The following is a 21,251-nucleotide window of genomic DNA, read 5'->3' on the forward strand; positions in this document are numbered from 1 at the left end:
GGCGACTATCTGCCGCCCGCGACAGATGACTTGCCGCGAACTGCGAGACCTACCGCAAGGCGTTACCGCAGATTGATGATGGTCTGGGTAATCGCGCTCTCGGTTTCGATGGTTTTCGCGTTGGCCTGATAATTACGTTGAGCCACAATCAGGTTCACCAACTGGTCGGACAACTCGACGTTAGAGTCCTCCAGCGCACCAGACTGCAGGGCTCCCATGGTGCCACTACGCGGCGTCCCAACCACCGGCTCACCGGACTCGAACGATTGCGTCCAGGCCGTTTTGCCCGCAGGCGTGAGCCCCTGCTGGTTGGCAAAGTTGGCCAACACCACCTGCCCCTGCACCTTGGATTGCCCATTGGTGTAGCGGGCAAAAATCACACCAGTATCATCCACCTCAAGCCCTGAGAGCTGACCCGTGGTGTAACCATCCTGACTGACGCTACTGACGGCAAACACACTGGAAAACTGTGTCGATGGACGTAAATCGATATTGATCCCCGTGGCGCTGGCGGTCGCGCCATTACTGCTCCAAACCGGTGGTATTGCGGTATCAGGCGCCGCAGGCACCCAGGTAGTCAGATCAATGGTGCCATCCGCACCGACAGTAAAGCCCGTAGGTGTGGACGCCACCAACGCAGCTACATCCAACTGACCCGATGTCGTGAATTGCAACGGAATGGTCGACGGTGTCGGCGGCTCCAATCCAGGGTTATCCGGATTTCGACCATCAATCAGCACATTCATCTGCCAATTATTCGGCCCGGTCTTGAGAAAATACTGCGTCATCACATGGGAGTTACCCTGCGAGTCATAGATATTGGTCGAGGTCGCCGAGTTATAACTGGTGGGATCTGTCGGATCGAAAGTAGCGTTGGCTGGTATCTTATTTGTCGAGTTGAGATTGAAGGTCTGATTGACCTCAGTGGTCGCCTTGGGCGCCTGGCTAGAAGTTTGAATCTGCACATCGCTGACCACGCCATTTTGCAAATTGCCGTTGGCATCCACGGCATAACCCTGCAGCTTGTAACCGAAGTTATTCACCACAAAGCCTTCTTTATCGGTACCAAAGTAGCCGGCGCGGGTGTAGCTGACATCACCGTTGTTGCTGGTGATAAAAAACCCGTTACCGTTAACTGCCAGATCCAGGCCATTTTGCGTGTAGTTGATATTACCCTGATTGAACAACTGCGAAACATCCGACAGCAGTACGCCGCTCCCCTGCGGATTGGCACCGCCACCGAGCACAGAAGCGGCATATACATCAGCAAATTCAGCTCGCGACTGTTTAAAGCCGGCAGTGCCAGCGTTGGCAATATTGTTGCCGGTGACGTTAAGGTCGCTGGTGGCTGCCCGCAGACCGCTGAGACCGATATTAAACGCCATGAAGTACTCCTTTGCCGGTAGAACCGGCGCTTACAGCCGCTAAATTATTGACCGATTACCTGAACTTTGGAGAGCCCGATACTGCCGAGCCCGGCCAAGTTGAGCATCAACTCGCCGCCATTTTGACCCAGAGTGACGCTATCGACGTTGGCCGGCAGCATAGTGGTCAACGCTTTGGTGTCGGCACCGTAGCTGGCTTGGGCCTGGAACTTGTATGTACCTGGCGGCAAGACCTTGCCGCTGGAATCTTTGCCGTCCCACATAAAACTGACATTACCGGCAGCCTGCTGACCCATGTTGATGCGATTGACCACAGAACCGGCACTGTCATACACATTCACATAGACATTGCTGCTGGTTGCAGGCACCACCAAGCTGGCCTTGAAGGTCTCACTGGTATCCACCACAGCTTTATCGGTGGGAATAATGACCTTGCGACCAACCAGTGACGATGCCTGCAACGCTTGAGATGACTGATAACCAGAGAGCATCGATTCCATGCTGGTATTAAGCTTATCGACCCCTTCCACCGTACTGAACTGCGCCAGCTGAGCGATAAATTCACCATTGTCCTGGGGCGATAGCGGGTCTTGGTTATTCAACTGCGCCACCAGCAGGTTGAGAAACTCATTCTTGCCCAGCTCATTGCTCTTGGGCGCCGAATCTTTGAGCTGATACTGATCCAGAACCGTGCTTGCCGCATTGACGCTACTGATGCTCATGTTGTTTTCCTCACTCGCGGCTTACTGGCCCAGGGTCAGTACGCGCTGCATCATCTGCTTGGCGGTATTCATCATTTCAACGTTGGTCTGAAAGGCTCGACTGGCGGATATCATGTCGGCCATCTCCTCAACCACATTGACGTTCGGGTAATAGACATAACCATCCGCGTCTGCGGCGGGATGATTGGGCTCGTAGCGCGGCGTCAGGCTACCTTGCTCCTCAACAATACCCAGCACCTGCACACCCGCACCGGATTGATCCTGCTCGGCAAACAGCGAGTCACCAGCGCCCTGTTGCGCGCCTTGAAATACGGTTGCGAACACCGGATGCCGGGCCCTGTAAGTCTGATCAATGCTTGATGACACGGTCTCTGCGTTGGCGATGTTGCTGGAGATGGTATTCAGCCGAGTACTTTGGGCACTCATGCCGGTTCCGGCGATATTGAATACACTGGCTAATGACATGACTGCTTCTCCGTTATTCGCCGCGCAGGGCGCTGATCAGACCTTTAAACTTGCTGTTAAGCAGGGTAAAGCTGGCCTGAAATTGCACCGAGTTTTCGGCGTACTTAGATTGCTCGACCTGCAAATCGACGGTGTTTTGGTCTAGGGACGGCTCGGACGGCATGCGATAACGCAGGGCCGGATCAGCCGAGGCGACACCCTGAGCATCAATATGTTTGCTGTTGCTGCGATTGAGCTGAAACTCGCCGCCCTTGGCCTTGGCATTTTGCTCCGCCAGTACCGAGGCAAAATCAAGGTCACGGGCTTTGAAGTTAGGCGTATCGGCATTGGCCATGTTGTTGGCCAACACTTCGGCGCGCTGGGCACGAAAACCGAGTGCCTTGTCATGACCGTTGAGGGCGCTTTCGAAGCTGATGCTCATGATCGGTAAACCTGCGCAAGAGTTTGCTTGACGAAGACAAAGCAAAGCTTATGCCAAAACAATTTATCCTTATTTTTCAATGCCTTACTATATAAACAAGGTAGAAAAAGCACTCAAGCGGCAATACCTTTCCGCCTAATCCCCTGCAGGCGGCAATCCACTCAGTATTTTTGCCGCACAAAAAAACGGGAGACCCTAAGGTCTCCCGTTTTTTGACTCCACGGCCGGCGCAGCTATTTAGCCTTGTAAATGATCCCCGGACTGCACTGCACCATCTGGTAGTGATCAGGCAGACCATTAAGCGCCTCGGAGGCACCGAGAAACAGATATCCACCAGGCTTGAGGGTCCCATGGATGCGCAACAAAATGTCCTTCTTCACCTCTGCCGAGAAGTAAATCAACACATTGCGACAGAACACGATGTCAAACTTGCCCAGGCTGGCGTAACTGTCCAGCAAATTGAGCGCCCTAAACTCAACCCGGCTCTTGATCGCGGGCTTGATCGCCCAACGCCCAGCGCCTTTAGGGTCAAAAAACTTCTGCAGCCGCTCCTGGGATAAGCCACGCCCCATCGCCAGACTGTCGTATTCACCCGACTTGCAGGTCGCCAACATGGAGCCGGAAAGATCGGTCGCAACAATCTGCACGCCCGCCTTGAGCTGGCCGAGATTGCTGCGCTCGAACTCGTCAGTGGTCATCGACAGGGTATAGGGCTCTTGACCGGAGGAACAGGCCGCCGACCAGATGCGCAAACGCTGCCCACCATTAGCCTTGAGCATCTCAGGGAAAACCCGGTTCTTCAGCACCTCGAACGGATAAGTATCACGGAACCAGAGGGTTTCATTGGTCGTCATTGCATCGACTACCTGCTCGCGCAAGCCACTGCGCGGCTGGCCTTGCATGCGCTGCACCAACTCACCCAGGGTTTTGATTCCTTGCTGCTCCATCAACTTATTAAGGCGACTGGACACCAAGTATTGCTTGTTGCTGCCCAGCAAAATTCCACAGGCCTTTTCTAGAAAGACACGGAACTGCTCGAAATCCAAGTTACCTGAAGACACTAAAGCCGCCTCACCGTTCATGTGCGTTGCCGAAGGCCAGGCCCTCAGCTCCCGTCTACTGCATTAATGCGCTCAACCACCCGCGAGGCCAACTCATCGGGCCGGAACTTCGCGAGAAAATCATCCGCCCCGACCTTCTTCACCATAGCCTGGTTAAACACGCCAGAAAGCGAAGTATGCAGGATGATGTGCAGTTTCTGCATGCGGGGGTCTGAGCGTATTTCGGCGGTCAAGGTATAACCGTCCATTTCGGGCATTTCGATGTCAGAAATCAGCATCAAAAACTCGTGCTCAGGCTGCTTACCCTCCTCCACCATCTTGCGCAGATACTCGTACGCCTCACGACCATCGTTAAGCGCCACCACCTCGACCCCAACGGTCTCTAGACAGCGAATCACTTGCTTGCGCGCCACCGAGGAGTCATCGCAAATCAACACTCGCTTGGACACCGCCTTGGCCTGAGTTTCGACATCAATGACACCGGCTGAAATCACCTCAGAGGTAGGCGCAACTTCAGCAAGAATCTTCTCAACATCGATGATTTCCACCAACTGCTGATCCAGACGCGTCACTGCCGTCAGGTAATGGTCGCGCCCAGTGCCCTTGGGTGGCGGATGAATCTCTTCCCAGTTCATGTTGACGATGCGTTCAACCGAACGCACCAGAAAACCCTGAACCTTGGTGTTGTATTCGGTGATGATCACAAAACTGTTTTTCAGATCATCCAGACCGACACGACCCGTGGCCATGGCCAGGTCGAGAATAGGAATAGTGCCGCCACGAATATTCGCGACTCCACGTACAACCGGACTGGACTTGGGCATGATGGTGAGTTTCGGGCACTGCAGCACCTCTTTCACCTTAAACACGTTGATCCCGTACAGCTGATTGCCATCGAGGCGAAACAACAGCAACTCAAGACGATTCTGCCCTACCAGCTGCGTACGCTGGTTAACCGAATCCATTACACCGGCCATGCCCCGACTCCTTATTTTAAGTCACCGTCTGCACCGCTTAGCGTAGCAGGCGGCACGAGCCTTGCTTTTCAATTGCCATGAACGCAAAACCGACATTTATTCGACACCTGATGGCAACGCGCCTTCAGCTGCTCCGTGTTTTACCTGCTTTGCTCGGGTTAGGCTATAGCCTGCCTGTTGCAGCGGCTACAACACTACCTGAGCAGCTTATCGGCATAACGCAGGATTTTCTTGAGCAGGCTGTCACCACACATTTAGAGCGTAGCGAAATCCAAGCCCGACACGAGATCGAAATTCAGCAAATCGACCCACGGCTGCGACTACCTATCTGCGATCAGGGCCTGACAGCCAAGCTAGAAAGCCCTGCACAACCAGTCGGCAGGGTCACCGTCAGGGTACGGTGTGCCGGCAGCAGCCCCTGGACAGTCTTCGTGCCCGGGCAAGTGCACATCTATAGGCAGGTGGTTATCGCCAACCGCCCCCTGAAGCGCAAGTCAGTGCTCAGCCCTACAGACCTGGTTCTGGTCGAGCGCGACATTGGCCTGCTCAATCAAGGTTTTTTGACTGCTATCGAGCAAGCATCCGGCAAAAAATTGACACGCCCTATATTGCCTGACCAAGTATTGACCGCCGGCCATTTAGAGCAAGCAGAAGTCATTCGCAAGGGCGACCAGGTCGTCATCACCGCCCGCAGCGCGAGTGTTAGCGTACGCATGCCTGGCGAAGCGTTGTCCGACGGCGCCACAGGCGAGCAAATCCGTGTGCGCAACCAGCGCTCTGAGCGCGTGATAAAAGCCAGGGTAACCGGCCCAGGACAAGTTGAAGTATCCATGTAGGCCAGATTTACCTGGCGCATACGCGTAACGTTTTCCTACACTGATCAGTAACACATGAACGAACACCCTAAAGTTTTTCTCGGCGCTGCCGAAAAACAGGCAAGCGTCCAAAATAGTCTTCGAGGTTTCGCATCATGGTCATCGACATCAATAGGCCGAACAACCCCCCTGCAGCTAACGCTAACGGGCGCACCGGCAACACTCAGGCAGCCAATCGCAGCGATGCGAACAGCCTGCGCCAGACCGCGCCGGAAGCCATGCCTGCACCAGCAAGCAAAGCAGGCGAGTCCGTGCAACTGAGCACCGATGCCCAACAGCTGCAAAAAGCCACCAATAAACTGAGTGAACTGCCAAGCGTCGATAAAGAGCGGGTGGCACGCCTCAAGCAAGCCATAAGCGACGGCAGCTACACCGTAGACAGCCAACGGGTCGCGAGCAAACTGCTAGATTTCGAGTCCCGCCGCTAAAGCCGAAGGCCGCGCCGGGGAAGCTGGACGCCCAATTCCCAGAGCACGCTATGCATGACATAACCCTTTTGCAGTTATTTAACGACGACATCAGCGTAAGCCAGCAACTGCTCGCGCTGATTCAGGACGAGTTCAAGGCGCTGGGAGAGCGTGACCTGCCACAGCTTGAACAAATCCTAGGCCGCAAGTTGCCACTCCTGAGTCTGCTCGAGCAACACGGCAGGCAGCGCAGCGAACTGCTTCAAAGTCTACAGCTGAGCGCTGACCAAAAGGGCCTGGAGCAACTGGCCACACACTCCCAACAAGGCAGCGAATTGCTTGCTCGCAGCGCGCAACTGGGCGAACTGCTCGAGCAGTGTCGCGCAGCCAATCTCCTCAATGGCCGAGTGATTCGAACCAGCCAAACCGCCGCCAACAGCGTACTCAGCATTTTGCGCGGCGCTGAAACCCCCAATCTCTATGACAGCCGTGGCAGTACCGCTAGAATCGCGCAACAGCGGCCACTTAGTCAGGCCTGAAACCGAGCGCCGGGACATACCAGCACAATGCCAGTATGCTAATGCGCAAAAATTGCGTTTGGAGATTCGCGGATCGTGTCCACCCCATTCACAGAAGACACCGGCCCACAGCCACCCAAGGTGCTGAAAACTGCTGCAGAAATCTTCGCCAATCTGCGTCACCTCCAAGACAATCATGACCCGCTGATCATCAGCTTCCCAGAGCGCAGCCAACGCTTTCAAAGCTACTTGGTTGCGATCAATCGTGAGCGCAGCCTGCTGGCGCTAGACGAGCTAATACCTAACGACGGCGAGCGCTTCCTCAAAAATGGCGAAACGTTCAAAGTCGAAGGCTTCCATGAAGGCGTCCGTATAGCCTGGGAATGCCAGCAAAACGTCCAGATTGGCGAGCTGGATGGCGCCCGCTGCTATTGGAGCGGACTGCCCAGCGAAGTCACCTACCATCAGCGCCGCAACGCCTTTCGCGCCCCACTCAAGCAAGGACAACTGCTGAGTATTGATTTGTCAGGCGACAAGCTCAGCAACGGCATCAAAGGTCAATTACTGGACATCTCCGCCACGGGATGCCGACTGCGCTTTCAAGGCGATCTCGGCAGCCGCCTGCAAGCGGGCCAAGTCTATGAACGCCTTAATATAAAGCTCCCCTTCGGCGCCATCAGCACCGCAGCAGAGCTGCGCCACTTAAGCTACGAAAGCAAAGTGGACATGACCTATGCCGGACTGCGCTTTTACCGCATAGACGGCCTAGCCCAACGCAGCATTGAGCGTTTTGTCTATCAAGTGCAACGAGAAGCGCGCCAGTTCGACTGACACCTGCCGCTGCGTCGGACAATATACGTGTCGCTCAGATTGAGAGCGCACTCAAAACGGCTGAAAAAATAATAGTGATCATGTCGGTACGCGATCACGGGATGATTGGAGCTAACGTGAGTGCTGAAATTATTTTTCGCAGCGTGTCTGACTCACTAGAGACGGCCGTTCGATTCGAAGCTTTCTATTTCACCACCCACGAAACGCTCAAAAGCCGGGTCAGAACGGGGCGCCTAGACAGAAACCCGTTTTCCTATCGACACCGATTAGAGTGCTGGTTTAAACCTGACCAGCACACCGCCCTCTCAATCCCGGCAAGCTGCTGGACACCTCTGTCTGATGACAAAGTTTGATATCCACAACGGCGGGCGCACTGTAGTGGACTCTCTGGTCAAGCCCTTAGGCAAATTCTGAGTGAGTTGTATGAACAACGCGAGCTCTAACCAGTCATCCTCCCAACAGGGACAGTTGGTCAGTCGTGAGCAGAGAGAACGACTAAACTATCAACGCGGGCACGTACTTTGGCTTACAGGACTCTCTGGCGCAGGGAAATCCACGCTGGCTTATGCTCTCGAAGCACAGCTTTATGATTTGGGGCGGCGCTGCGTGGTGCTCGATGGAGATAACCTGCGAAGGGGCTTATGCGCTGACCTAGGTTTCACACCACAGGCCCGACATGAAAACCTGCGGCGCGCTGCTGAAACCGCCAAGTTGTTTGTAGATATGGGAATGATCTGCATAGCAGCCTTCATATCTCCAACCTGTTATGACCGTGAAATGGTTAGAAGTATCATCAGCCCTGAAGATTTTTCCGTGGTTTATCTCGAGTGCTCTTTGCAAGTATGCGAGGCACGGGATGTAAAAGGGCTTTACAGACGAGCCAGGGAGGGAGAGTTTGAAGACTTCACAGGCATATCCTCACCCTACGAACCACCGCGACAACCAAACCTAATTCTGAACACCGACAACCTATCGATTGAAGACTGTGTGCAGCAGCTAATTAAACTTCTTATTAATAAATTTCACTAAAAAAGCTGACATACAATCACAAGAGGCCGAGATTACTAAGCCGGGTAATAATTTAAGTAATGGCACAAATCAGGCGTTATTCAGACCGTATCTTATCCGAAGTAAAATCAGCCATAAGTACTTGTAGAATTCGCCGACAGGCTTGCCCATCGCCAAATGGATTACTCCAGCTAAGATGGGACCGGCGCACAAAATCCGCAGCGGCGATCAAATTATTCCCCGTAACGACTGGAACTAACTGAGCCCCACCACTTTCTAGACTTTCCGGACGCTCGGTGTTGGGCCGAAGCACTAAGCAGTGCCGGCGAAGTGCACACGCCTCCTCTTGCAATCCTCCACTATCGGTCAAAACTAAATCGGCCCCTTGCAACAACGCAAGCATGTCAACGTAACCGACCGGCTCAATAGCCTTTATTTGCGGCCAGCTAGAGAGGGCTTTCCGATACCGTGGGCCAAGCCTAGGATGGATAGGAAAGACTACCAATTTATTCTGTTCGTAAGCTAACCCTTGAACTGCGTCCATAAGCTGTTCAAAAGAATCGAAATTATCTGTATTAGACGGGCGATGACAAGTCAGCAACAGATAACTTTCCTGATGTAGACCTAGCCTCGAAAGGATACTTGAGCGCTTTGGGGCGCGATCCGCATATAACAAGACCGCATCATTTCCGGTATTGCCAGTGACATGAACATTCGCCCCTTGAATACCTTCCTTCCCCAGTAGCGCTACCTGCAGTGCTGAAGGGCAAAACCAGAAACTAGATAGATGATCCAACAAGACTCGGTTGACTTCCTCCGGCATCGCCCTGTCGTAACTGCGCAGCCCGGCCTCAACATGCGCAACAGGAATATTGGCTTTGCTGGCAGCAAGACCTCCTGCCAGCGAACTGTTGGTATCACCTTGGACAAGCACATAGTCTGGCTTCAACTCCTGAAGTATCGGCTCTATACCCATGACCATGCGAGCAAGCTGCACAGCTGCAGTATCTGAACCAACACCAAGGTTGAAATGAGGGAGAGGTAATTCGAGCTCTTCGAAAAACGCCCGATCCATGGCAAAAGCGTAGTGCTGATTGGTATGAATCAACGTATAGCGAACGCCATCGCGAATACAGGCGGATATCAACGAAGAAAGCTTGATGATCTCCGGACGGGTACCGAGTACAAACGCTATATGCATTGATCTGTATGCCCTGACAAGGCCATGGGCTGAACTGATTGCAGTTCAGGGGCAAATTCTTGCAGAACACCATTAGCCAATTGCAGAGCACGATCCATATAACGTAACGCTGTCAGTCGATGGGTAATCAGCAAAACCGCGAGCTCCGGCCTGGAAAAACGCAAGGCCTGTAGAAATCGATTTTCCGTCAACTGATCTAGGGAAGCAGTCGCTTCGTCAAGAATCAGCAAATCACGCGAGTGAAGAAGCGCACGGGCAAGACCGATACGCTGCCGTTCACCACTGGAGATTCGCTGCTCAAAAACCTCCACAGGTGTGTCTAGCCCTTGCGGAAAACGCTTCACCAGCTCATCAACACCCGTGATTTTCAGCGCCTTTAGCAGGCTGTCATCGCTGTAATCTGTACCAAGAAAAGCGAGATTCTCGCGCAAGGTTCCTGGAATAAGCGTTGTAAAGGCACCGATATAGCCAATGGAGCCATGCTCACGCGACGCATGAAACCACTGTATCCGCCCGCCAGTGGGTATCAGCTCACCGATAAGCAGATCTACCAAAGTAGATTTCCCTGCACCTGACTCGCCGACTAAACCTACCCAGTCACCTTTGCACAGGCGCAGATTCAGGCTGCCAATGACCTTTTGAGTAGTCTCTGGATACTCAAAATGCAGTGCTTCACAGCTCATTAAAAGCTGGGGCTGGGCTTGGCAAGGCTTGACGATTACTTGCGCTAAAGACGGATGTTCATTTGCGGATATCTGTTCAAAAAATGGCCGTGAAAATCTAATCGTCAGCAAGCTAAACGATATACGCCGAAAACCCGGAATCAGCCGTAATCCTACAGCAGCAAATAGCACCAGCGAATGCAGGTCTGCTTGCCAGCTGTATCCACTGGCAATAAGCACAGCGCCACCCAGAGCTGAAAGCAAAAACAGCTCCATGATCGGTGACTGAATATCCATAAACGTTCGCTCGCGCGCCGTATCCTTAGAAAACTGCTTAGCAATTGGACGATAGCCTTCCAATACGGCAGGTAACCGTTGGTAAAGACGAATCTCCCGCAGGCAGGCAACGCTGTCTGAAACCCAGCGCTGCATCAACACCTGGGGCTTGCTGGTGCGCCCAGACTTGCTAGGTACGAGGTATGTTGAAAGGACGCTACCGACGACGAGCGCAGCCAACAAGGCCACCATCATTATGGAGGTCGCCAGTGGTTCCAATACCAGCAGCACACTCAGCAGCACACTGACCACCACAAGCTCGGTGAGCAACTCGAGACCAGGCAATACCGTCCCCATAACAATCTTGGGAACCAAATAATTAACCGCAACATTGCTACCCTGCGTATGAAACTCCATACGTAGAGGAGCTTCCCGCGTCAGCTCATGCTCAAAAACCTTCATGGATATCAACAGCGTCCAGGAGTCTATGACTCGCCCGCGGATACCTGACAGCAGAGGCGCTAGCCCCCCTTTGCATAAGACCAAGCCCGCCAGGAGCATCACAACTGGAGATAATCCGTCGCCCATAAACCCGGCCCACTGGGCCTCTACCTCTACGTACCAGCCAGCAGGGTATCTGCCCATGGGCAGCACCACACCCAGCAGAGCGGCGAGTAACAGTGCAGACAAGGCGTCAACCCCAGCTTTGCTTAACAGCAGAACAACCATCGAAGCAATGCTCAATGAGCGCGCCCCACACTGCCTAACAAACGCCAACGCCCGCAGCGGAATGCTAACTACTGAAAAAGTTTTCTGAATTTTCATTAAATTATGACGATTAAAGACTTGGGCATCCTCAGGATGCGTTCACGGATAATCCGCGCGCCAGGAAATAAAAGCAGCAACTCACGGCGTGTCAGCAAGCGAGCACTATCTACTAAACACTCAGCTTGGTGCCTGTCGGCCGCGCGGGGCCAATGCCCAAGTGCTACACGGCGAACCAACCAGCCCCTGACTCGGCGCGGAAGCCAATGGAACAATGGCGTCATGCAATGGGGTTCGATTGGGCACCAAAAGTCAGGAGTTTGAATAAAGCACTTTTCAGCGACACGCCTGACTTCCCGCGCAAAGCGCTCAATGCAGGGGGAGCCACCGACATGTTCAATGACAGAATTTGAATGCGCAATGTGGAAGGATCCATCAGCAAAACCATGCAAATCGCACCCATCCGCTCGTATAAATTTAAAGCGAAAACACGCTACAAACGGGGTAATCGGGCCAATGTTAACGAGGGTGATCGATACGCGACGCGACTCCAAATACGCTTCGGGCAGTTGATGCCAGTATCTTGGTATACCGTCCACATCGAGTAAATTGACACAACCGTAACGATGATACGCCTGCTCAATCATCGCCAGTAGCGGGCCGATGAATTTGACCCGCCTGCGTACTCCAAGCGATTTCGGATTGTCATAGTTGCTCAAGGATCTAGCCAGCCGCATCATTCCCCGGATGCCCGAGGGGCAGAAACCAGACCTGTATAAAAAGCGGCAAGCTCTGGTGCTTTACGCTGCCAGGTAAATCCTTCTCGGACCGCCTCGATTACGGCAACCGGCACAGCACTGCGTGCGCTACGAGCCACACATTCGCCAAGCGCTGTTGCATTTCCAACAGGAAAAAGCACGTCCCAGCCGACGGCATCTGTGATGGATCGACAGCCTTCGATATCCGAGCAGGCAATTGGTACGCCCGCCAAAAGTGCTTCTAACACCACGGTCGGCATGCCCTCTCGCTCGGAGGCAAGAATCATCGAGCCGCAACCCGCCATCATCAGCTGTGTAACGCTGTCATCCTGCCAACCGTGAAAACGAACACGCGACGTAAGACCCAACTCTGCAGTCAATGCTTCCAGCCGGGGACGATCGCCACCCTGGCCGACGACATGCAGAACGGCCTGTGCCAGTTGTGGCGAGCTCAACGCTGCGATCACATCATCGAGGCGCTTGACCGGATCGAGGCGCCCGACGGAAAGCAATGCTGGCGACCCATCAAGATGATAAGGCGTCACAGTTTTTGTCTGGCGCCGATCATCAATACAGTTAGGTATGATCAGCACCTTCGCAGGGTGCAGACCACGCTGAGCCAGCTCATTGCGCCATCCCTGATGAAGCAAAATCACAGCTGCAGCACTACGCACAATCATGCGTTCAACTGTTTTATCCCAAACGCGCTTTGCAAAGCGGTACAACAGAGATCCAGCGTCGTAATAGCAATGCGGTGTGTAGACCATTGGTACGCCACGAATCATAGCCAATAGAGCCGCCAGTGCCGCCAGTGGTGAACGGGCTCCATGCACATGAACCACATCACTTTTGCCTATTGCCGACCACACATGTCTGTAACCACCTTTATGAATATTCAGATGATCGGAGGTGGCGCCAATAACTGGAGCAAGAATCGTCAACGTAACCTTATCGTTAACCTGCATTGCTTCAGCAAGCCCCTGAATATGGCGCGCCACACCACTGGACAAAGGCTCGAATTCCTTACTGACATGCAGTACACGTACCGTCACTAAGAGCACTCCGCCAGTGGTTTCAACGTTATTCGTTGCAGTAGATCTGCGAACCCTCCGGGGGTATTTGAAAAACTAGCGGAAAGCCATTTAGCCTGAGCCTCTGCACTAGCGCGACGAAAGGCAAGGTCCTCATGCAAGCGCTTATACAACCTCAAGAGTTGATCGACAGTCTCAACTCGCAAGGGAGCCGCCAGCACATCACGCGCGGCTGAGTTGTCCTCTAGGGGAAGCTGCAACACAACCACCCAGTGCCCTGCAAGTGCCGCTTCAAGCATTGCCGTAGAGCAGTAACCGATTACAAGACGGCATGCACATGCCTGCGGCTGCAATTCCGGGTGAGGGGGGCGCAGTGCAGCATCTGCAGCAGCACCGACGTAGGGGGACACCTCCAGTGGGTGTAACAAAATGCTCGCATCCGGCATTGCTTGCAGCAGACTGGTGGCAAAATTATTCAGCATTTCGTGGATACCATCACCCAGTACTTGCGCATGGGTCTGGGAAAGTAATGCGACGCCTGACGGGGCTGTAAGCATTAACCCCGCCAATGCGTTGCCACGACCAAATGCATCCTCCACAAACTGGGTGTGTGAATCGCATTGTGTTGCGAACGCTCGTCGACTACTGCTGCCCCAAACTACATACCAATCAGCACGCGTCGGAAAAAACTCGTCTGTAGGTATTCCATGCTGCAAACATATGGCCGGCAAACCATGACCAATCGCGGCACTGCTCATCAGATCAAAATCATTGTGCAGTAAAAGTACCCCTACCCGACCAGACAATGTTCTGCGCAGGCTGCCGACCCAAAGCCTGCGCCGAGCCAGACAGCAGGCAAGTAACAACGGTCGTCGCTGCCACAGCGTGAGGGTCAACACATGCAGCGCGGAAAACCACGATTGGACATCGGCTCGGGCAAGTCGCATGACAGGCTGATCCGGCGCAAAAGACTGCGCGACGAGTCGCGGGTGAGCAAGAATCAAAGGCTTATAGCCTGCAGACAGAATATCAGGAAGGCTACGTTCTAGAGCTCCCCAACCACTAGCACCTGCGAGAGTGGTAAGCATAACGACTTGCCGAGTACCGGCAGCATGCTGCGTGCGAGGACCTGTGCGACACAGCAATAGCCACATATCACGCACCAAAGCCGCTAACGCGCGCAACCCGGCCATTACAGGAGTCCTTCCTGCAGCCAAGTAGAACAGCTCATGTCGAACATCAGCGGCTTCATCACCAAAGCGGTGAAGCAAATCAACATGCTGCTTTGAGAACCCGCCCCGTGGCCAAGTTGATGACTTCATAGGGTAATATCCGTAAATCGAATGACTTTACGCTACAGCTGGACCAGTGAGTTGCCAACTCTAATCGAGCGGGCCCGCCATTCACTTGAAAAGGGTAAACGCCAGTAATGCTCACTCCGCATTCGCGTTCAGCAAACCACGAAGCTACTCAAACCGAACGCCATGAAAACCTTTCAGGCGATGTATTGCTGAGCTCCACACTTTGGTTGATGGGCTTTGACCACGAACTCTCAGCGTCCTGCGTGGACCAGCTGCCGACGTTCATTCGACACCACGGGGTCGCAGGCCTGCTTGATCAGAGCAGAACGGAAGCTCAAGGCATAGGCTTCTCTGCTGCACTTATGCTGGAGCGAAAAGCGATTGCGCTACGAGCATTAAGCTTGGGCGCAACCCTTAGACGTCTAACCTTAGCGTTCGCTACCAAAGGAATACAGCCCGTAGCCTTAAAGGGTCCAGCCCTAGCGCTACAGGCACACGGCCAGCTCTGCGCGCGGGGTGGCGTAGACCTGGATATCCTGCTTGGGGAAGATCAGTGGCCTGAAGCACTAAATATCTTCAATGAGCAGGGTTATACCGTTGCCCCTGGACAGCAGCTTCCACTACCCAAGGCTCACCATGAGCTTGTATTACTTCACCATGGGGGACTGCCAAGAGTCGAGTTGCATAGACGCCTATTACGCAATCAACACTTACTTCCTGCGAAGGACTGTCTGACACAGCAGATTGATTTGCAAGGCACAAACGTCTCAACCCTGAAACCGATACATGCCCTGCCATATCTTATTGCACATGCCAACCAACACAGTTTCCGAAAACTAATTTGGCTCGTGGACATTCATGCACTGTTACTACGAGCAGATTTGGATAAAGAGCAGTTGGCCGCGCAAATACGACGAACCGGCACTTGTGCCATGTTTGATACCTGCCTCACCCTCCTCACCCTATTGTTTGGTACGCAGATAGATAAGTCACTGCAGCAAGTTCGTCGCCCCTGCAGGGCAAGCCAGGCAATGGTCCGGATAGCCCTCTGCGGGCTTCGCGAAGCGCTTACCGACGATCAGCTGGCAGTGCGGCAGGGAATCTTAAAGCGCATGTTGATAGATATAGCCCTGCAGGACAGCGTCTTGGCAAAATGGTACGCACTAAAAAGCTGGCTAAGCCCTACAGCCAAAGACAACAATTGGCTGGTACTACCACAAAAACTGTTTTTCCTTTACCCGCTCATTCGACTGGCTCGGCTCATGACACGGCTGCGTAAACAGTAATCTGATTTTCTCTTTCGAACCTTGCGCCGCACGCCTAAATACTAACTAATGCGTTTGAGAGAAAATATCGACTTCTCCAGAGCCACACCGTTGAACAGTCGACGCATCGTCTCCTCCGAATCTTAATATCTTCGCCCACTCTAGGCACGACGTGAGCAAACCATCACGTGGGCTGAATAAACAGTGAGCAGGCTCCAGGGTGCCTGGGCATCATTTTTAGCGCCGACCTACACCGCGAAAGTACATCACAGCCATAAACGAGCAAAACTCGCTAGCCGCGCCCCCCCCCCCCTTGAAAAGATAAACGCAAAAGACGCACGGCCGCCCGCGGGTAGCCATTGCGCAAGCTCCAGGGCCGAATCTGTTTGGTAATATGCTCTTTTAGCTCGTTAAGTGCCTGATGCGTTACAGACTGCTCCGCTGCTACCTGCGCATCACCTAGCCGGGCATAGACTCGAAGATTGCCTTCGTATATTCCATATGGCTCGCGAAACACACGATGCACTTCAAAGCCATTACTTCTCAACAAGCTCTCGAGTGTTCGCGAGCAAAAATAGCTTCGATGGGAAATATGAACTTGCTGCAAACCAAGTTCTGGCCATTCAGCCAAAATATCGGGAACCTCTATGACCAGCCAGCCATCAGGATCAATAAATTGGGCAATTCGCCTCAGCGCCTTACCTGGCTCATCCAGGTGTTCAAGTACATGAAACAAGGTGACTAAATGGGGCGTGAACGGCAACTGAGTGTCTTCATCCAGGTATCCAGCTCGTACACATTCGCCCAACCCCAAAACATTAACCGCGTGTTCGCGCTGAGGACCACCTGGCTCAATACCCATGTATTGTTTACAGCCGTGACCCCTGCAAGCATCCAAGAAAAAACCTAGCCCAGCCCCCACGTCCAATACAGAACGAAACTCACCAATGACAGCGTTAATCTCGCTATAGCGATACCCAGCCAGCAAACGGTAGTGACAGATTGCTTTGCTTGGAGGGGGCTGACGCATCAAACGAGGATAAATATGTGAATAGAAGCGAGACTGGGCTTCACCGCTGAGTCCGCGAGCTAAATAGACCAAGCCACATTGCCGGCAAGCAGAGAGGTTGACATCGAGAAAATAGCGATCACGACGCCAGATCAAGGATGGGTCACGCCCACCACAGGACGGGCAAGAAAGCGCCACCAAGTCATTATTTAGCTGACGGAGTTCGGCAATTAGGGAGGTGTACTGGTAAATTGGCATCAGTGCTCATTCGTATAAGGGTCGAAATGTATCCGTAAAGCCCCAAGAAAAAACTGTACGGCCCTTAGGCATCAATATGACATGTCGCTTAGTTACTGTGAATCGCTCTCGCCTCAGCACCTGAAAGAACCCCTCAGTCACGGTATTGTCGTGACAGCCACCATGCCACTCGCACCTGCTGGCTTTCACAAAACCACGCCTGCCAGTCCCGCTGCACCGACTGCTCAGCACGCCTTGCTTAGGTGTCAGTCCTTAGCAAGGCAAATGACAATATTGCGCTTGAGTTAGGCGCGCACACGGCGGCGCCCTGCCTGATGATTGCCTTTGTACGTGCAGTGCTCGGTCTGCCTAGCCAGGCAAAAAAACCATACAGAGCCGGTGCTCTTAGGAGTAAACCCTTGAGAATTGCACCAACCTGGCCGCTATGGCACATTCACGAGCCTTTACTACGGCCCATCGAGCTGCCTGAAATCAGCTGCAGAAATCAGCGCCCACCAGGTTTAAATAATGCAAACAACGCCGAAAAGAGGCTCTGAAAGCCCTCATGATGAGATTTTCCTAGGGGACTTGGTCCTTCGCCTGCTGAGATTTTATCAGCGGTTCGGCAGGCTAATAGTCTTGCTTGCGCTTCTGACAGGCGTAAGCATCGCCAGCTGGGTTGCCAGCCGCCCTCTCTATAGTGTGACGGCATTACTTGAAGTACCGGGAATAACACTTGAGGAGTGGCGACAAACTCAATCGTTCTTATGGGATCAGCGCTGGATCAATCGTTCATTCAACAACACTAATGAAGAGATTACCCCACCTAACCTGCTGCTGCAGAAACGCACTCTAGACCCAGAGTATTGGCGGAACATACTTCACTATCGGCCATCCCTTAACAGAGACGATATAAGAGACATACCTGCAGCGCAATTCCAGAATAGCGGCGGTCTAGGATTGGAATTTACGCTGAGAGTAAGTAACGAAGCGGAGGCAAGCAAGTACCTTAGCGTTCTGACACAGCATGTACGGGAAACATTCCTAGCAAATAGCCTGACGGGGTTAATTCGGAAAAACCAAGCAGAATTAAACCGTCGTCCACAGCTAAAACTGGACCTTCTAAAAACCGAATTTGAAATAGAACAGAACCAAAGGCGTATCGCTGACATGCGGAGTTTGCTCGAGCGCTACCCAGACTTGCGCAATATTGAGACCAGCACACTGTTCTCGGTAAGCAACGGTGGCGGCAAATACCTTTCTCCACTGCCGCAGATTGTAGCCTTAGAGACGACAGTTTCAGAATTGCAAGCCAAATTGCGCATGAGCCAGCGCGAACTCGAAAAATTAGCTGCCATGGAGACACTGTTAGCCGGTATTGATCAGGTAATACGCACTGCATCTTCCGGCAGCGACATCTTCGATAAGTTGCATAAAAATCGAGAAACACTTCTTAGTAATCACGCTCAGCCTCCGGCAATGGTTCAAGAGGCTATAGAAGAAATTAACTTGAACTTGGCGCAAGTTGTCTCTCGCCAACAGGCAATAGGCATCAAGACCCGCTCAGCCATCTCGACCTCGCCAATAGCAGCGCGCAACCCTTGGGGTGTGGGTTTCGTTGCCTTCTGCGCAACATTTATTGCGCTATCAATACTCATCGCCATTCACGTGCTTCTACGGAAAGACCGTGCTCTTCTCCATTGGATGCCACACATACTGCGGCGTTGGCTGATTGTGGAGTTACCACAATGATGCGCTTATTAGTTACCGGTGGAGCTGGCATGTTGGGCCGCAGGGTCGTTCAACAATGGCGTGAGTCTGGAGGAAATGTCGCTGTATTGGATAACCTATCCAGTGGCTTAGCCATGCCTGAGGAGGCGACCCTGGCCGTCTGCGGAGACGTTCGCGATGAGGAGTTACTCGCAAACGTCTTAGCGGCCTTTCGGCCCGAGGCTATTTTGCACTTGGCCGCAGTCCACCACATTCCCACATGTGAAAATCAGCGCACACATTGCCTTGACGTCAACGTACTCGGCACAGAGCGTTTGCTTAAAGCTGCAGAAGATGCCGATATACGTCATGTCGTGATCGCATCAAGCGGCGCCGTGTATGCCTGGCAAGAGGGTCCATTATCAGAGCTTACAAGCCCGCTAGCCCCTGTCGACAACTACGCCTTGTCCAAATACTGCAATGAACAGCAACTCCAATTCTGGAGCAGTCGCGGCCAACGCATCGGGAGGGCCGCACGTATTTTCAACGCAGTTGGTCATGACGATCCAAATGCCCATCTGATTCCGGAAGTATTGAAGCAGCTTCGCCAATCAGCGGATGGCAGCATACGCCTGGGTAATTTGGCACCAAGGCGTGACTACCTGCATGCCGATGACATCGCCCGTGGATTGATCGCCATGCTTCATGACCCTCGTAAAGACACAGCATTTGACGCCATCAATTTGTGCACAGGCACAGAACACTCCGTCGAGCAGCTTGTGCAGCAACTCGGCCAGATTGTGGGCTTAGAAGTCAATGTAGAGATTGATCAGGCACGCAAGAGACGAGTCGACCGCCCCAGCCAACTGGGCAACCCCAGCAGGGCACTTGAACTGCTTGGCTGGCAAGCGCGCTTTCAATTCGATGAGGCTCTGCGGCGAGTTGTATTCCCGGATAGCTCGCAGTGACCTCCGGCTTACCCAAACAGCCAGTTCAGCACACACCAGATGGCACCCGTGATGCCTCAAGATCAGCAAGGATCAGTCAATCGTTCCTGCTCGCATCCTCGACCTACGGCGCAGGGCAAGTAGCCAATCTTTTGTTCCAGCTGTATCTACTCAAGCTGATCGGTGCAGCAGAATACGGGACAGTAGGACTGGCTCATTTACTGCTGATTACGCTGATATTTCTTGCAGATCTTGGCTACTCATCACTGTTCCTGCGTGAACCCATCCGCACTGCCGACTGGCAGTGCGGATGGCGCTGCGCCCTTGGACACCGCCTCATCGCAACCCTGGTCCTACTGGCACTCGCCATCACAGGCTGGCTGCTATTCGGCAGTGAGGGTAGCAGTCGGCACTACCTACTGAGCGCTGCACCTGCATGCGTGTTTGCACAGTTCAATTTCTCTTCACCAACAATAGCGGCAGGGCAGCGCCTGACTGGCTTGCTGCTTGGCCAAATCGCCTGGCCTGCAGCACTGCTGTGCTGGTGGATGCTGCACAGCAATCTTTCACTGGCAGCTACGACCACGGCAGGCCTTTCGGTCAGCCTTGGCTATCTGCTACAGGCGATTGCCAATATCGCCTACAGCCGACGAGCCATACTCTGGTTGCCGCTGCCCGGCAAAGGCAACATTGGCGCAGCCATGCACCTGTCGATAATGACAGTATGCGGCACGCTGCATGATCGCCTGACAGCATTCCTGCTGGCGCCATTGGCGCCGAGCTTTCTGCCTTTCTATCTAATACTGAACCACATCATCAGCGGTCTCTCGGGCATACAGGCCCAACTCTCTCGCTTGTTATTGGCTGAGGCTGCGAGCCAGCAAGGGCATTTAAAAATAGCCTCGGTCGCATCCTTACTCACATGGGCTACAGCCAATGTGTTGCTTGCAGGCTTGCTGATTCAAGACTTGACCCCATCCATGGAGCACCGCTACTGGCTGGCTCTATCGGCAATCGTTGTAATGATTTGGAGCCTCTCGGCAGCGAGTGGCTTTCTGACTCTTTTATTGATCAGTGCTCGCTTGGAGCGTTACTTCCTAAGACCTTTTCTTATAGCGTTGGGTGCAAGCGTGCTACTCCAAGTTTTAGCGACCTGGACGGGGGACGGCGCCTATCTCTTGTGGGCCCGATTATTGGCCGGACTACTGACAATGGCCGCACTCTTCGGCGTTCTAAAAATGCGTTTGAGTCACTGGGGAATAGCCGCCTTATTGATGTCGCTCATCGCCTGCGCTGCCGGGAATACAGCATGGAACTTGGCGACTGCTGCGATACTTTTACTGCCTGTGCTCACAGGACTTCTACAGCAGCGCCCTTGCTACCTCGTCACTCCTCGTTACAGGGATCAATCATGAAAAA

At 53.3% G+C, this 21,251-nt stretch carries 21 protein-coding genes; 9 read left to right on the top strand and 12 right to left on the bottom strand.

Going from position 1 to position 21,251, the window contains the following annotated elements; translation table 11 throughout:
- Window positions 1–62: 62 nt before the first annotated feature.
- From flgE to AC56DI_RS01315, 6 genes are all read right to left on the bottom strand, one after another.
- Window positions 63–1,385, bottom strand: a complete 1,323-nt coding sequence (gene flgE / locus AC56DI_RS01290; protein ID WP_496344585.1) for a flagellar hook protein FlgE — start codon at window positions 1,383–1,385, stop codon at window positions 63–65.
- A gap of 44 nt (window positions 1,386–1,429) precedes the next feature.
- Window positions 1,430–2,107 carry a flagellar hook assembly protein FlgD gene (flgD, locus tag AC56DI_RS01295; RefSeq protein WP_496344586.1) on the bottom strand — a complete coding sequence of 226 codons (678 nt, stop codon included), beginning with the start codon at window positions 2,105–2,107 and terminating at the stop codon, window positions 1,430–1,432.
- Window positions 2,108–2,128: 21 nt separating this feature from the next.
- On the bottom strand, window positions 2,129–2,572 hold the full coding sequence (gene flgC / locus AC56DI_RS01300; protein ID WP_496344587.1) for a flagellar basal body rod protein FlgC: 444 nt from the start codon (window positions 2,570–2,572) through the stop codon (window positions 2,129–2,131).
- Between the two features lie 13 nt (window positions 2,573–2,585).
- On the bottom strand, window positions 2,586–2,993 hold the full coding sequence (flgB, locus tag AC56DI_RS01305; RefSeq protein ID WP_496344588.1) for a flagellar basal body rod protein FlgB: 408 nt from the start codon (window positions 2,991–2,993) through the stop codon (window positions 2,586–2,588).
- A 233-nt stretch (window positions 2,994–3,226) separates the two neighbouring features.
- On the bottom strand, window positions 3,227–4,054 hold the full coding sequence (gene cheR, locus AC56DI_RS01310; RefSeq protein ID WP_496344589.1) for a protein-glutamate O-methyltransferase CheR: 828 nt from the start codon (window positions 4,052–4,054) through the stop codon (window positions 3,227–3,229).
- A gap of 44 nt (window positions 4,055–4,098) precedes the next feature.
- A complete protein-coding gene (locus tag AC56DI_RS01315) occupies window positions 4,099–5,031 on the bottom strand; it encodes a chemotaxis protein CheV (protein WP_496344590.1) in 933 nt (310 codons plus the stop codon).
- Between the two features lie 77 nt (window positions 5,032–5,108).
- Between AC56DI_RS01315 and flgA the strand changes: the two genes are divergently transcribed.
- The 5 genes from flgA to cysC all read left to right on the top strand — a co-directional run bounded on the left by flgA (window position 5,109) and on the right by cysC (window position 8,691).
- Complete coding sequence (flgA, locus tag AC56DI_RS01320; protein WP_496344591.1) at window positions 5,109–5,867, top strand: flagellar basal body P-ring formation chaperone FlgA; 759 nt, start codon at window positions 5,109–5,111, stop codon at window positions 5,865–5,867.
- Between the two features lie 134 nt (window positions 5,868–6,001).
- Window positions 6,002–6,334, top strand: a complete 333-nt coding sequence (gene flgM / locus AC56DI_RS01325; protein WP_496344592.1) for a flagellar biosynthesis anti-sigma factor FlgM — start codon at window positions 6,002–6,004, stop codon at window positions 6,332–6,334.
- Between the two features lie 50 nt (window positions 6,335–6,384).
- A complete protein-coding gene (locus AC56DI_RS01330; protein WP_496344593.1) occupies window positions 6,385–6,852 on the top strand; it encodes a flagella synthesis protein FlgN in 468 nt (155 codons plus the stop codon).
- Window positions 6,853–6,927: 75 nt separating this feature from the next.
- Window positions 6,928–7,662 (top strand): flagellar brake protein, encoded by a 735-nt coding sequence (locus tag AC56DI_RS01335; RefSeq protein ID WP_496344594.1) that lies wholly within the window; start codon window positions 6,928–6,930, stop codon window positions 7,660–7,662.
- Between the two features lie 423 nt (window positions 7,663–8,085).
- Complete coding sequence (cysC, locus tag AC56DI_RS01340) at window positions 8,086–8,691, top strand: adenylyl-sulfate kinase (RefSeq protein ID WP_496344595.1); 606 nt, start codon at window positions 8,086–8,088, stop codon at window positions 8,689–8,691.
- A 76-nt stretch (window positions 8,692–8,767) separates the two neighbouring features.
- Here cysC and wecB read toward each other — a convergent pair whose 3' ends face one another.
- Genes wecB through AC56DI_RS01365 form a run of 5 tightly spaced genes read right to left on the bottom strand, consistent with a single transcriptional unit; the run spans window position 8,768 to window position 14,685 of the window.
- Window positions 8,768–9,871, bottom strand: coding sequence for a non-hydrolyzing UDP-N-acetylglucosamine 2-epimerase (gene wecB / locus AC56DI_RS01345; protein WP_496344596.1), 1,104 nt, complete (start codon window positions 9,869–9,871; stop codon window positions 8,768–8,770).
- The gene (locus AC56DI_RS01350) at window positions 9,862–11,634 is read right to left on the bottom strand and encodes an ATP-binding cassette domain-containing protein (protein ID WP_496344597.1); all 1,773 of its coding nucleotides are present in this window, start codon (window positions 11,632–11,634) and stop codon (window positions 9,862–9,864) included. The genes wecB and AC56DI_RS01350 overlap by 10 nt, the downstream gene beginning before the upstream one ends.
- On the bottom strand, window positions 11,634–12,293 hold the full coding sequence (locus AC56DI_RS01355; protein ID WP_496344598.1) for a class I SAM-dependent methyltransferase: 660 nt from the start codon (window positions 12,291–12,293) through the stop codon (window positions 11,634–11,636). Before AC56DI_RS01355 ends, AC56DI_RS01350 begins: the two co-directional genes overlap by 1 nt.
- A gap of 17 nt (window positions 12,294–12,310) precedes the next feature.
- Entirely contained in the window at window positions 12,311–13,384 is a 1,074-nt protein-coding gene (locus AC56DI_RS01360) for a glycosyltransferase family 4 protein (RefSeq protein ID WP_496344599.1), read from the bottom strand.
- Entirely contained in the window at window positions 13,384–14,685 is a 1,302-nt protein-coding gene (locus AC56DI_RS01365) for a hypothetical protein (RefSeq protein WP_496344600.1), read from the bottom strand. The genes AC56DI_RS01360 and AC56DI_RS01365 overlap by 1 nt, the downstream gene beginning before the upstream one ends.
- Window positions 14,686–14,792: 107 nt before the next feature.
- Between AC56DI_RS01365 and AC56DI_RS01370 the strand changes: the two genes are divergently transcribed.
- Window positions 14,793–15,950, top strand: coding sequence for a nucleotidyltransferase family protein (locus AC56DI_RS01370; protein WP_496344601.1), 1,158 nt, complete (start codon window positions 14,793–14,795; stop codon window positions 15,948–15,950).
- Between the two features lie 271 nt (window positions 15,951–16,221).
- Here AC56DI_RS01370 and AC56DI_RS01375 read toward each other — a convergent pair whose 3' ends face one another.
- Complete coding sequence (locus AC56DI_RS01375) at window positions 16,222–17,196, bottom strand: class I SAM-dependent methyltransferase (RefSeq protein WP_496344602.1); 975 nt, start codon at window positions 17,194–17,196, stop codon at window positions 16,222–16,224.
- Between the two features lie 507 nt (window positions 17,197–17,703).
- Here AC56DI_RS01375 and AC56DI_RS01380 point away from each other — a divergent pair.
- Genes AC56DI_RS01380 through AC56DI_RS01390 form a run of 3 tightly spaced genes read left to right on the top strand, consistent with a single transcriptional unit; the run spans window position 17,704 to window position 21,247 of the window.
- Window positions 17,704–18,927, top strand: a complete 1,224-nt coding sequence (locus tag AC56DI_RS01380; RefSeq protein WP_496344603.1) for a hypothetical protein — start codon at window positions 17,704–17,706, stop codon at window positions 18,925–18,927.
- Window positions 18,924–19,853 carry an NAD-dependent epimerase/dehydratase family protein gene (locus tag AC56DI_RS01385; RefSeq protein WP_496344604.1) on the top strand — a complete coding sequence of 310 codons (930 nt, stop codon included), beginning with the start codon at window positions 18,924–18,926 and terminating at the stop codon, window positions 19,851–19,853. The genes AC56DI_RS01380 and AC56DI_RS01385 overlap by 4 nt, the downstream gene beginning before the upstream one ends.
- The gene (locus AC56DI_RS01390) at window positions 19,850–21,247 is read left to right on the top strand and encodes a hypothetical protein (RefSeq protein WP_496344605.1); all 1,398 of its coding nucleotides are present in this window, start codon (window positions 19,850–19,852) and stop codon (window positions 21,245–21,247) included. Before AC56DI_RS01385 ends, AC56DI_RS01390 begins: the two co-directional genes overlap by 4 nt.
- Window positions 21,248–21,251 lie beyond the last annotated feature (4 nt).

Source organism: Pseudomonas sp. BGA-UO-ETr-WB11 (assembly GCF_059567785.1).